This is a genomic window from Pectobacterium atrosepticum (genome assembly GCF_000740965.1).
GTDB lineage: Bacteria > Pseudomonadota > Gammaproteobacteria > Enterobacterales > Enterobacteriaceae > Pectobacterium > Pectobacterium atrosepticum.
The window spans coordinates 4,007,115-4,020,236 of record NZ_CP009125.1; the positions used below are offsets into that span (position 1 = coordinate 4,007,115).

The 13,122-nt window shown below is 48.6% G+C and carries 12 protein-coding genes; 9 read left to right on the forward strand and 3 right to left on the reverse strand.

Going from position 1 to position 13,122, the window contains the following annotated elements; translation table 11 throughout:
• Nucleotides 1-137: 137 nt before the first annotated feature.
• Nucleotides 138-1,094 (forward strand): DMT family transporter, encoded by a 957-nt coding sequence (locus GZ59_RS17720; RefSeq protein WP_011095152.1) that lies wholly within the window; start codon nt 138-140, stop codon nt 1,092-1,094.
• Here GZ59_RS17720 and lysA read toward each other — a convergent pair.
• Entirely contained in the window at nt 1,091-2,353 is a 1,263-nt protein-coding gene (gene lysA / locus GZ59_RS17725) for a diaminopimelate decarboxylase (RefSeq protein WP_011095153.1), read from the reverse strand. The two genes, GZ59_RS17720 and lysA, sit on opposite strands and share 4 nt — an antisense overlap.
• Before the next feature lie 135 nt (nt 2,354-2,488).
• Here lysA and GZ59_RS17730 point away from each other — a divergent pair, with 135 nt between their 5' ends.
• Nucleotides 2,489-3,412 (forward strand): LysR family transcriptional regulator, encoded by a 924-nt coding sequence (locus GZ59_RS17730; protein ID WP_011095154.1) that lies wholly within the window; start codon nt 2,489-2,491, stop codon nt 3,410-3,412.
• Nucleotides 3,413-3,438: 26 nt separating this feature from the next.
• Here GZ59_RS17730 and GZ59_RS17735 read toward each other — a convergent pair whose 3' ends face one another.
• On the reverse strand, nt 3,439-4,347 hold the full coding sequence (locus GZ59_RS17735) for a LysR family transcriptional regulator (RefSeq protein WP_011095155.1): 909 nt from the start codon (nt 4,345-4,347) through the stop codon (nt 3,439-3,441).
• A gap of 107 nt (nt 4,348-4,454) precedes the next feature.
• On the opposite strand from GZ59_RS17735, the gene GZ59_RS17740 reads away from it, so the two are divergent.
• From GZ59_RS17740 to pspG, 7 genes are all read left to right on the forward strand, one after another.
• Complete coding sequence (locus GZ59_RS17740) at nt 4,455-5,336, forward strand: MBL fold metallo-hydrolase (protein ID WP_011095156.1); 882 nt, start codon at nt 4,455-4,457, stop codon at nt 5,334-5,336.
• Entirely contained in the window at nt 5,324-5,980 is a 657-nt protein-coding gene (locus tag GZ59_RS17745; protein ID WP_011095157.1) for a DsbA family protein, read from the forward strand. The genes GZ59_RS17740 and GZ59_RS17745 overlap by 13 nt, the downstream gene beginning before the upstream one ends.
• A 193-nt stretch (nt 5,981-6,173) precedes the next feature.
• Complete coding sequence (locus GZ59_RS17750) at nt 6,174-6,467, forward strand: DUF7677 family protein (RefSeq protein ID WP_010279195.1); 294 nt, start codon at nt 6,174-6,176, stop codon at nt 6,465-6,467.
• Between the two features lie 113 nt (nt 6,468-6,580).
• Complete coding sequence (locus GZ59_RS17755) at nt 6,581-7,210, forward strand: hypothetical protein (RefSeq protein WP_226302302.1); 630 nt, start codon at nt 6,581-6,583, stop codon at nt 7,208-7,210.
• Nucleotides 7,211-7,587: 377 nt separating this feature from the next.
• Complete coding sequence (locus tag GZ59_RS17760; RefSeq protein WP_011095159.1) at nt 7,588-9,279, forward strand: DUF262 domain-containing protein; 1,692 nt, start codon at nt 7,588-7,590, stop codon at nt 9,277-9,279.
• A 346-nt stretch (nt 9,280-9,625) separates the two neighbouring features.
• Nucleotides 9,626-10,648: a tRNA dihydrouridine(20/20a) synthase DusA gene (gene dusA / locus GZ59_RS17765; RefSeq protein WP_011095160.1), complete on the forward strand. Its 1,023-nt coding sequence runs from the start codon at nt 9,626-9,628 to the stop codon at nt 10,646-10,648.
• Nucleotides 10,649-10,814: 166 nt separating this feature from the next.
• Nucleotides 10,815-11,087 (forward strand): envelope stress response protein PspG, encoded by a 273-nt coding sequence (gene pspG / locus GZ59_RS17770; protein ID WP_011095161.1) that lies wholly within the window; start codon nt 10,815-10,817, stop codon nt 11,085-11,087.
• Nucleotides 11,088-11,534: 447 nt separating this feature from the next.
• Here pspG and GZ59_RS17775 read toward each other — a convergent pair whose 3' ends face one another.
• Nucleotides 11,535-12,923, reverse strand: a complete 1,389-nt coding sequence (locus GZ59_RS17775) for a cytochrome P450 (RefSeq protein ID WP_039293513.1) — start codon at nt 12,921-12,923, stop codon at nt 11,535-11,537.
• Nucleotides 12,924-13,122 lie beyond the last annotated feature (199 nt).

A 13,122-nucleotide genomic window follows, 5' to 3' on the forward strand; every position in this document is an offset into this window, starting at 1 on the left:
CCATAACGGCCGATTGTTCGACTTGACGAACAATCGATTCGTGTTCATTATTTCACTCTATTGTTCATTATAAAAAATTTCGTTCGATATAACAGCACTCTCGCACTGATTTTTTCACACTGACAGGCAGGAAAAAGATGACACCACAGACTCGCGGCACGATAGAAATGGCTATCGCGATGATCATTTCCGGTACGGTTGGCTGGTTCGTCCTGACGGCAGGGCAACCCGCGATGACAGTGGTTTTCTGGCGCTGCGCGTTCGGCGCATTGACGATGCTGGTGGTATGCGGGCTATTGGGCTTATTGCGGCGAGGCATCATTAACAGGAAGCAGACCGGCATTGCCGTACTCGGCGGCCTGGCGCTGGTACTCAACTGGACGTTGCTGTTTGGCGCTTACTCACAGGCGTCTATTGCCGTCGCCACCGTGGTTTATCACACGCAGCCCTTTATGCTGGTGGGACTTGGCGCGATCTTTTTCAGGGAAACACTGACCCTCAACAAAACCTGCTGGCTACTGTGCGCCTTTGGCGGCATCGTCCTGATCGTCAGCGCTCAAACAGGGGCTGACAGCGATGACAAAGACTATCTGTCTGGCGTACTGATGGCACTGGGTGCGGCATTTTTTTATGCCGTAGCAGCCGCCATTACGAAAAAGCTCTCAGGGATCCCGCCGCACGTGCTTGTGCTGATACAGCTACTCGTTGGCGTTGTTGTTCTTGCCCCCTTTGCCGCTATTTCCACCTCTCCGACAGTGTCGCAATGGGGAATTCTCGTGGCTATCGGCGTGATCCATACCGGCCTGATGTCGACACTGTTATACAGCGCGATCCAGAAGATCCCGACCGCGCTGGTTGGCGCACTGTCGTTTATCTATCCCGTCATTGCGGCGCTGGTCGACTGGGCAGCCTTTGGACATAAACTGGATGGGATGCAGCTTGCCGGAGCGGTTGCGATTCTGCTGTCCGCCGCAGGGATGACGTTCGGCTGGCGCATCAGGTTCAACCGACAAGGGAATAATCTGCGTCATGCACCACGTTCAGGGGAAAAGCAGGACGCCTTTCCCCCGACACAGTCGAACCATGTCGATTAAAGCGCTTCCAGCGCCAGCAGCTCTTCCAGCGTTTGGCGACGGCGGATCAAGCGCGGTTCGCCATTTTCAAACAGTACCTCTGGCAGCAACGGACGGCTGTTGTAGTTAGAGGACATAGATGCACCGTACGCACCGGTGTCATGGAAGACCAGATAGTCGCCAACTTGCGCATCCGGCAACGAGAAAGTTTCCACGCCACCGCCCGCCTGCTGGGTAAACACATCGCCGGATTCACACAGCGGCCCCGCAATCACACTGTCGCGCAACGTGGACTGGCTGATATCGCGGCCATCGCCCGACAACAGAGAAACATGGTGATAGCTGCCGTACATCGCCGGACGCATCAAATCGTTAAACCCAGCATCAACCAGTACAAAGTGGCGGCTGCCCATGGATTTTATCGCTCGAACTTCCGCTACCAGCACGCCAGATTCAGCGACCAGGAAACGCCCTGGCTCAATTTCCAGCGTAATGGGATGACCGAGATGCGCAGCAATTTTCTCACGCGCCGCGTTCCACAGCCCGTAATAGTGTTCAGTATCAATCGCTTCTTCACCGTGACGATACGGAATCGACAGCCCGCCGCCCGCTGAAATCGCCTCGATATCCTGACCCAGCTCAACGACCTGCTGCACCATCGCCTCGCACACCTGCTCCAGATGGCCGTAATCGACGCCAGAGCCAATATGCATGTGAATTCCCACCAGCTTCAGCTGATAGCGCTGAATGTGCGCCAACGCCAGCGGCAAATCGCCGTACCAAATACCGTGCTTACTGTTCTCGCCACCGGTGTTAGTTTTCTGGCTATGACCATGACCAAAACCCGGATTCACGCGCAGCCACACCGGATGCCCCGGCGACTGCTGCCCAAGCTGTTCCAGCATATCGACCGAACCGGCGTTCACCGGAATGTTCAATTCGGAAACACGTTGCAGCGTCGGGCGATCCAGCAGATCGGCAGTAAAGACGATCTCGTGAGCATCGGTGCCCGGCACAAATCCTGCGATCAGAGCCCGTTCAATTTCCCCCAGCGATACCGAATCGACTTTCACACCTTGCTCATGCATCAGGCGCAAAATGTGCGTGTTGGAACACGCCTTCTGTGCGAAGCGAATCGTATCGAATTGGCGCAGTTGGGTGATGCGATTAACGATAGTCTGGGCGTCATAGGCCCACACCGGGCAGCCAAAACGGACAGGCAGTTCACGCAAACTTTGCGCGTTGAGAGCGTGTGTTACGTCATTCAGATCATGAGGCATAAATAATTACCGATTTACAGGGTTAAGCGTGATTGAACATCACTATAAAAATAACCTTAAAGGTAAACAAATATCGTTTTAGGCAGACTTTATTCATTTCTGATATGGTTTATCTCAATGAATCGAGGAGGCGATATGGCAGCAATATCCTTACGACACATCGAGATTTTCCATGCGGTCATGACCACGGGTAATTTGACGGAAGCAGCCGCGTTGCTGAACACGTCGCAGCCGACCGTTAGCCGCGAGCTGGCGCGCTTTGAGAAACTGATTCAGATGACGCTGTTCGAGCGGCTGCGCGGCAGGCTTTACCCGACAGCACAGGGGTTACAGCTGTTTGAAGAAGTGCAGCGTTCTTATTATGGATTAGATCGGATCATCAACGCCGCCAGCGATATTCGCCGTTTTCAGCAGGCTCAGCTTTCTATCGCCTGTCTGCCCGTGTTCTCACAGTCGCTACTGCCTGATGCCTGCAAGCCGCTGCTAGTGCGCTACCCACTGCTTAATCTGCACATTATTCCGCAGGATTCGCCACTGCTGGAAGAGTGGCTGTCCGCGCAGCGTCACGATCTAGGCTTAACGGAAAATAGCCTCACGCCAGCCGGTACAGAACGACAAACATTGATGCTGTTAAATGAAGTCTGCGTGCTGCCTGTCGGGCATCCGCTGGCGCAAAAATCCGTGCTTACGCCGCAGGATTTTGCCAATGAACCTTTTATTAGCCTGTCGAGCGCCGACAGCTATCGCCAGTTGCTAGACACGCTGTTTCAGGAACAGGGCGTGTCGCGCCGGATGGTGCTGGAAACCCACAGCGCAGCGTCGGTGTGTGCAATGGTACGGGCGGGTATTGGGCTTTCGATCGTCAATCCACTCACTGCGTTGGATTACGCGGTGTCTGGCGTGGTCGTGCGGCCTTTTAGTATTGATGTGCCTTTTACCGTCAGCCTGATTCGTCCTCTGCACCGCCCGGCTTCGTCACTGGTCGATACTGTCATTGATCAACTTAAACAGTACGCCGCAGGCGTGCCTTCGCGTCTAGAACAGGTTTTGCAGCAGTGACGATCCGATCTTGATTTGCTCACTTATCACTGTGTTAACCCCCGCCAGCGCGGATCGTGAGCAAACCATTCCACCAGAAAATCCAACAGAGTACGCAGCGCGGTTGGCATCTGACGGCGTGACGTGTAGATGCCATAAATCCCCATCATCTGTGGACGATATTCCGGTAACAGCGCCACCAACTGCCCACTGGCGAGATAAGACGTCACAGAATAGCGCGGTTGCAGCGCAATCCCTGCGCCTTCCAACGCGCCCGACAGCAGCACCAGCGATTCATTGCCACTGAGGTTTCCGCTTACCGGTATCGTAAATTTTTCATCACCACGGGAAAAATGCCACAGGCTTTTGCCAAAATAGGTGTAGGTCAGGCAGTTATGGATAGAGAGGTCAGTCAGCTGTCGTGGAATACCGTGCTCATTCAGATAAGAGGGGGAAGCACACAATACTGACTCACAGTTTGCCAGCGGTCGAGCGATCAGATTGGGATCCAACTCGTTGGTAATGCGCAGCGCCAGATCGATACGTTCCTCGACCAGATTCACCGATCGATTATTCATTTGCAGATCGATAGCGACCCGAGGATGGCGTCGTAGGAAAGCGGTTATCGCTATACCGAGAGCCCCCTGCGCCAGCGACTGCGAGCAACTGAGACGCAACAAGCCGCTTAGCGTGGCATCATCGGTATTGGCCTCGACGCGCATGTCCGCCGTCAGCGCCAGCATCTCCCGGCAGCGCACCAGCGTTTTTTCACCCGCATCCGTCAGACTCAGCTTGCGCGTGGTGCGATGTAATAATCGCGCCCCTGCCCATGCCTCCATTTCCGCTAGATAGCGTGTCACCATCGCCCGAGACATGTCTAGCGTCTCTGCCGCCGCAATCATGCTACCGCGGTCTATAATAGTCACAAACACTTCAGCAGCCGTAATGCGATCCATAAATTAGTCCGTTTTATGCAACAAACAATTGCCATTTTTGCGGTTTTTCGTACGATTAATGCAACATAACATGAAGCCACTTTCTGTCATACCCGTGGAGTATCACCATGTCTAAATCTATCGCTTTTACCGTATCTTTACTCGCTGCATCGCTGGGCCTGGCGTCTGTTGCTAACGCCGCTGAGTTAAAAATCGATGTGTTTAATCCAGGTGAAGCCAGTGTATTCCCCGTTTCCTCTGAAATTATCAGCGGCGATAAAGAAGTCGCCCTGATCGATGCCCAGTTCCAGCGTAACGATGCCCAAACGCTGGTTGATCGCATCAAAGCCACCGGCAAAAAACTGACCACCGTCTATATCAGCCACTCCGACCCTGACTACTACTTCGGTCTGGACGTGATCAAAGCCGCATTCCCAGACGCTAAAATTGTTGCGACCCAAGCAACCATCGACGCCATCAATGCGAGCAAAGACGGCAAAGTGGCACACTGGGGCCCCGTTCTGAAAGAAAACGCGCCGAAAGAAATCGTCGTTCCTCAACTACTGGCAGGCGATAGCTTTACCGTTGACGGCAAAAAACTGGAAGTGAAAGGGTTGAAAGGGCCAACGCCGGATCGGACTTTCGTCTGGATCCCGTCGCTGAAAGCCGTTGTCGGCGGTATTCCCGTGTCTGCGAACATCCACGTCTGGCTTGCTGATACCCAAACGCCAGAATCTCGCGTTCACTGGCGTGAAACGCTGAAATCTATTGAAGCGCTGAAGCCGACCACCGTCGTACCGGGCCATTTCATCGCGCCAACGGATTACACCTTGAAGAACGTGACGTTCACGCTGCAATATCTGGATACGGTGGAAAAAGAGCTGGCGAAAAGTAAAGATTCTGCCGAGCTGATCGCCGCAATGAAGAAACATTATCCGACACTGAAGGAAGAATCTGGCCTTGAACTGAGTGCCCAGGTCCTGAAAGGTGAAATGAAGTGGCCACAGTAAGACTGCATTACATTTACGATCCCTTGTGCGGCTGGTGCTACGGCGCCGCCCCACTCGCGCTAGCGGCGCAGGAAATCGACGGGTTGGAACTGATCCTCCACGGCGGCGGTATGATGACGGGCAGCAATAGCCGAACCATCACCCCAGAGTGGCACGATTATGTGATCCCGCACGATCGCCGTATAGCGCAATTGACCGGGCAAACTTTCGGGGAAGATTATTACGAAGGGCTGCTGCGCGACACTAGCGTTGTACTGGATTCCGCGCCGCCGACGGCTGCCGTGCTCGCTGCGGAAGCGATGGATGACAAAGGCATGGAGATGTTGCACCAGATTGAGCGGGCGCACTACGTTTCCGGACTTAAAATCGTCGATGCCGCCGTGCTGCGTCAGTGTGCGGAAGAAATCGGTCTGGATGGCGACGCCTTCTGCACGGAATTCGCCTTTATTCAGGCAGAAGCGCTGTCCAAGCATATCAACGCCAGCCGAGAATTACTGGCGAAAGTGCGCGGACAAGGCTTCCCCACGTTTGCGCTAGAAGATGCCAACGGGAACTTCCAGCAAATCCCAGCGGCAAACTACCTCGGTCAGGTAGAAACGTGGCGCAAGGTGCTGACACAGATGGTAAACCGCGCAGCCGCATAAGCGTTCTCATCGACCTTATCAAGGGAGCAAGCCAACAGTTTGCTCCCTTTGTTTTTTCGTTCCTGATACCGGCTGTATCTCATACCCTTAAACCGCTAAAGTATTTCCTTCGTGATAAATCAGCGTGCTACCGCGTTTATTCATCAATCTCGTTGAGGATGCGCAACGTAGTCAATAACGGAAGCAAATTACCATGAAATTAAGCCACAGTTTTAGCAGCGCATTAAGAACCTTCGCCTATTTCATGGCTAGCGGTACCCAAAATACGCTCGAAGGCATTGATTACCTTTCACTGTACGGTGAAGAGCCCAGCGCGTTTGAACAGGTCTTCGCGATCTACGCCAATGTGTTAGAGCTGGATGAAGATGGCAACGTACTGAACGCCAAATATGCCGAAAAACGAGCTACAGACTATTTACGACAATACTGCGACCCCAGTTTCACCGTTGAACCCCCTTATGAAGACTGGGAAGTTGAGCTGCATTGATTTATCCAGAGGACGTCTTCAAATGAAAAGCGCTGTTGACCACCAGCAGAATAAGATATGTGATACGTTATTTTAAATTTCAATGTCATCCTTTTTCTTTTGAGATCATTTACATGAATATAATTTACCCCAGTGATTACTTCGATAGTTCAAAAGCGGATGAGATTTTTGAGGCGGAATATCATTCTGCGAAAGAAAGTGGCTTATCGTGTCTATTGTTATCCACACAACATGCATCCAATGGAAAAGACAAATTTTCAAAAGGCTTTGAACTGAACGCACCTGTCATTTGGCGAGGCAGGATGCTCAAATCGGATGAGTATAAGAGTTTGAGCAATGCGGTGGATCAAAATGGCCGTAACATGCTCGTATCCTTAGAAGACTACCTCTCAAACCATCATATTACGGGATGGTATAAATCATGTGAGAAATACACGCCGGACACACTTTTCCTAAAAGAAGGTGATGGCTTCGAGCAGATTATTAACCAGCTAAAATGGCCTGCTTATTTCGTTAAAGACTATGTTAAATCGCTAACCACATCCAGAGTCTCTATCGCTACAAATGCTGAAGAGATCCAAGAAATAATATCCTCTATTAAAAAATTTCGTGGAAACATTGAGGAAGAAATTAGCCTAAGGAAGGTTGAAGATATTATAAAAACCAGTGAAAGACGCTATTTTTATTTAGAAATAACGTGTATTCTTCTGACGACATTGTTCCTGATCTTGTTGTTGAAATAGCACAGAATATCAGTTCACCCTTTTCTCGATTGATATGACTGAAAACGTTTCTGGTGATCTTCGCCTGATAGAAATTGGTGATGGACAAGTCTCTGACACCAAATAATGGAGCATCAATAAATTTATTAACATATTTATTAAATCAGAGTTTGGCTGATGATATTTTTACTAATCTCATACTTAATCTGACAAAATACTTAGTGCTAGGAGCGTAATTTACTGGTATTTTTATTAAATAATTACCCATGACATAAATACAGATTCTTCACTTTTAAATTGCCTTATACTTTAACAAGATGGTAAAGATTTGGCCGGATCAATATACATTACTTAGTACTCATAAAGTCAAAAAAACCATATCGATAAAGGATTATAGGATGTCAAAAAATATTACAGGTGCTGAATATTCCCTATCTAAAATATTCAGTTCAGATTTTGACTATGAAATACCACCTTATCAACGACCGTATGCTTGGACACCCGAAGAGGCTGGCGAGTTGTTTGATGATTTGAACGATTTTTATCACTACGAAAAAGAAGAAAGTTACTTTCTTGGTAGCATTGTACTCATCAAGCAAGAGAACAAACCTCATTCCCAAGTCATTGATGGTCAACAGCGTTTGACGACACTGACGATTTTAATCGCAGCACTTACTTCATTAATTGACGATAAAGAGGCTAAAGATGAATGTTTTTCTTATATTCAAGAGCCGGGCAAACGTCTACAAGGCATTCCAGCTAAACCTCGTTTAGCGCTGCGTCAGCGTGATAGGACGTTTTTTGCAACAACAGTTCAGGCACTCGAATTTGAAAATCTTGCAAATATTGACACTGCCCAATTAGAGAATGAATCGCAAGTTAATATTCAACTGAATGCTTTATTGCTACAAAAGAAATTACAGCAGACATTTTCTAATACAGAAACCTTAATCAATTTTGGTGTTTTTTTGATGACACGCTGTTTTTTGGTGGCAGTGACATCACCAAGTCAGCAGTCTGCATTCAGGGTATTTTCGGTACTGAATAATCGAGGCATGGATTTACTACCGTCCGATCTGATAAAGGCTGATGCAATCGGTAAAATTATTGAGTCAAAACGCGATATATTCAATGACAAATGGGAAGAAATTGAAGTCAATACCGGACGAAGTGGGCTAAATGATCTTCTTACCTACATTCGAATGATATATGCTAAAACTAAAGCAAAACGAGTATTATTAGAGGAGTTCAAAGAGCATGTTCAATCAAAAATAAATGATCCTGAAATTTTGATCGATAAGGTAATTTCACCTTATGCAGATGCTTACTTGATAGTACGAGATAGCAACTATGTTGCATCTACGAATGCAGAAAATGTTAATCAGATTTTGTATTGGCTTAATCGAATAGATAATTCAGATTGGCAACCAGTTGCCATCCAGTTCTTAGCTAAATTTGGTTCTAATAGTTCTGCTTTTTTGGATTTCATGTTCCGTTTAGAGAGGTTAGCTGCAAAATTACATATTTGTTCAGCTAATATTAATGAGCGTATTGATCGGTATGCAAAAGTACTTACTGAGTTAGAGACATCTTCACGCCCCAGTATTGAATCAGTAAACTTGTCTATTCAGGAAGCAAATGATTTTATTAAAGAAATTGATGGAAACATTTATTACCTGACAGCTCGAAGACGTAATTATATTATTTTACGCGTTGACTCATTTTTGACGGATAAAGCTGCAAAATATGATCACTCTATTTTGACTATTGAACATGTACTCCCACAGACTGTGGAGGACGGGAGCGAATGGCAAGCTAATTGGCCTGATGAGGAGCAACGAGAAATATGGACGCACCGTTTAGCTAATCTTGTCCCCTTAACACAAAGACGAAATTCCCAAGCATCAAATTTTGATTTCTCACGTAAAAAACAAGCGTACTTTGTGGGAAGCAGTGGTGTGTCATCATACATTTTAACAACTCAAGTGTTAAATGAGTCTGAATGGATACCGTCGGTTCTGGAAAGACGACAACTAAACTTAGTTGAATTATGTAAGGAAAACTGGAAGTTAGATGTGATATTTTCATAAATTAATAGAATTGAACAGATTCGTGGCTCTGTAAACTGACCTTCTCTCATTAACTAATATAAATATCTGCACGACCTATCAGCCTTTGCTGGTAGGTCTGCTCATATCTACCTGATTGTATCTCTGTATGCCGCTCAGTTCTTATTACCGACAGTCAAATTTAATCGTGTTCGAACACAGCTAAGCCAATACACGTAATAGGTAGCCAATAGCGTCATAATTCATATTTATTGAACTCCGATTATCGCGCATGCGGGGCGCATGTTCCCTGTGCTATAGTCGGACGCCAGCAAAGATAACCTCAGACAACACCGCCAGAAACACACGAAACGATGACTGACAAACCATGACCGACGTAAAATCAGATAAAAACAACACAATATCCGCCGACTCTCGCGCCTCTAGCCTTAACCGCTTTTCCATCGCGCCGATGCTCGACTGGACCGATCGTCATTGCCGTTACTTCCTTCGCCAGCTGACTAGCCAGACGCTGTTGTATACAGAAATGGTGACGACTGGCGCGATTCTTCACGGAAAAGGTGACTATCTGGCCTACAGCGAAGAAGAACATCCGCTGGCGCTGCAACTCGGCGGTAGCGATCCGCAAGCGCTGGCGCAGTGTGCCAAACTGGCAGAACAGCGCGGCTATGATGAAGTTAACCTAAACGTCGGTTGTCCGTCTGACCGTGTGCAAAATGGCCGTTTCGGCGCCTGCTTGATGGGCGACGCGGCGCTGGTGGCTGACTGTATCAAAGCGATGAAAGACAGTACCTCAATTCCGATTACGGTGAAAACCCGCATCGGCATCGACGATCAAGACAGCTATGAATTTCTGTGCGAATTTATTCAAACCGTAGCCGAACGCGGCGAGTGCGATACCTTTATCGTCCATGCGCGCAAAGCCTGGCTATCGGGCCTTAGCCCGAAAGAGAATAGGGAAATTCCACCGTTAGATTATCCGCGTGTTTACCAGCTCAAGCGTGATTTCCCAGCACTGACTATCGCTATCAACGGCGGTGTCAAAACGCTGGAAGAAGCCAAAATGCATTTGCAGCATCTCGACGGCGTGATGATGGGGCGTGAAGCCTACCAAAACCCCGGAATTCTGGCGCAGGTTGACCGCGAACTGTTTGGTATCGATGCCGCCACGCAAGATCTGGCTGGTGTAGTACGATCCATGTATCCCTACATCGAGCGTGAACTCTCTGGCGATGCCTCTTTAGGCCACATCACGCGCCATATGCTTGGCATGTTTCAGGGCATCCCCGGCGCTCGTCAGTGGCGACGCTACCTGAGCGAGAATGCCCACAAACCTGGAGCAGATTCTGCAGTGGTAGAACGTGCGCTGGCGTTGGTTAATCTGGTTTAAAAAACACTAATAGTTAGTATTTTTCATCAACACTCTTTTCTTTCTCTTCCTCGCGTCGCTGATAAATCAATCACTTATCAGCGACGCATCTTGGCACGATTCTTGTTATAGCTTATGTAGCACGCAGACTCATTTTTCTGCGGTTTAACCGCTACAGGAGCGCACCATGTTGGAAATTTTCTTCGTTATTGGCTTTTTTATCATGCTGATGTTGACGGGCGTGTCACTACTGGGCGTGATTGCAGCACTGTTTGTAGCGTCCCTTTTTATGCTGATTGGTGGGCTTTTTACTATGGCGATAAAAGTGTTGCCATGGCTGATTCTAGCTGTCGCAGCCGTGTGGCTATGGCGCAAGTTTAGCGGGCGACCTGTATACGACTCGCACCGTAATACCTATCGGAAAGACACCTACCGCCAGCGCAATCGAAATGAGTGGTAATGCCAGAAAAGGGAAAAACCTGAATTACGCGCGAAAATGACGGGCAATACCGTATTTAACACGACCTTGTTTTAGTAATACTTTGTATTCGCTCTACTTTATTTTAATACGATCTGTTTTAGTACAAAAGTGTGCGCCAGCAGATATTTTTTCCCTGATCTGGCTGCTAGGATGACGCCACAGCTTGACACCCTATTGCCGTTTAAAGGGTGACCATGCTAAGTGGCAAACAAGCCACACAATTTCATCATCGTCAGGGAAATAATAGCCGCACAGCGGCACTTTCGTGACGATCACCATGCTGTACCCTACATACAGTCTGATGAAATTAGAACGGCCAAGGCCTTTCAGGCAATAATACCGACTCTTCACGAGTCGGTATTATTGTCAGGTTCTACTTCTCAGCAACAACCTTCACCTCAGCAGACTCACACCACACCAGCCTCACTACTGTTGCAGCTCGCGTTTATGTAGCTTCACGCGAAAACCTGATGGCGTCACCGTAAAAGCAAAGCTCTCGGTGACTGCCGACGCAACCTGCAGTGCCTCTACGTGAAACCCGCTACACAGCGCGTGAAAACCCAGTTTGATCTCCATTAATGCCAGCGACCGTCCGGGGCACATACGCGGCCCGCCGCCAAAGGGCTGGAGATCGGAAAAAGCCGCCTTTCCGCGCTCAAGCCACCGCTCAGGCATGAAATCATAGGGCTGCTGAAATAGCTCGTCATTGAATCCGCTCGCATTCAGCATTAGCAGTAGAGGCGTGCCCTTTTTGATCAGGAAATCATCAATGACGGTGTCTCTGGTTGGCTCAAGGTACAGCAACGGCGCGACGGGCTTAAGCCGCATCGATTCATACATCACCGCAGTAAGCCAGGCCATACGCGGCAGCGGCCACGGAAGGATCGCCCCAACCCCCTCAGCCGCCTCTTTACACTCCTGAAAAACGCACTCTTCTACCGAAGGCGCCGAGCAAAGTAAAAAACTCATCCAGGTAAGCGTATTCGCCGTCGTGTCCTCCCCTGCAATAAGCAGCGTAATCGCATTCGCCACAATATCGTCGTCTTTCAGCGTCCCGTCTTTTTGCTGCTCAGCGAGCATCACTTGCAGCATATTTTCAGGCGCCTCCAGTAACTGCGGGTTCAGTTGGATGCGTTGCCGCTGGCGAGAAATAAATCCATCAACATATTCGCGAATCAGGTTCAGACTTGCATCAAACTGCTTATCTCGCGCCCTCCGGATGTAGCGCCATACGGGTATTGGGGACTCGCAGCGCTCATGAATGATGGGAAATAAGTGACGTAAGCTTTGCGATAGCGGGTTATCGCCTTGTTCGAGGGTATTAACGTCTTCGCCAAAAGCCAATAATGACGTGATATCAACCGTATAGCGCTTAAATTCATCTACCAGAGCAATCGCTTCTCCAGCTTCAGCCAGCATCGTAAAACGCTCAGATAATCGAGACGTAACCTTCCTGAGGCTGGAGTAAAAATACTTTAGATGGGCGGGCTGAAACATCGGCTCCGTCAGTTTTCGTTGGAGTTCCCACCGTTCCCCTTCAGATGAGAAAACCCCGTTTAACCCGGCTTCCTGAAAAACAGATTCAATGCTGCTGATGCGCCGAAACTCGTCGGGACGGGATTTCATTATGGTGCGAATCCATTCCGTGTCGGCAATCACTACCGCTGAACTAAGCCCCAGCCTTAATCGGAAAAAACAGCCATATTGCGCTTTCCACCGCAGCATCTGTAAGTGGATGTCACTTCGTTTTAAGTAATCAACATGCCCGAGAACACCTCGGGTTGGGGGCATTGGCAGGCGTTTGATAGATCTCATATTCGCATCCTTCTTTATGTATGTTCAAAAGCAGATGAATACATCACCTGTGAAAACAACAATCGAGATAGCGAAGAGGTATAGAAATGCAGACAACAAGCAAAACAGAGAATTTGGATGAACGTCGGAGCCTATTTTTTCGTCAAATCCTACAGAGAGGTGTTTAAAAAACAAACATGTTGATTTGGTTTTTTTGTTA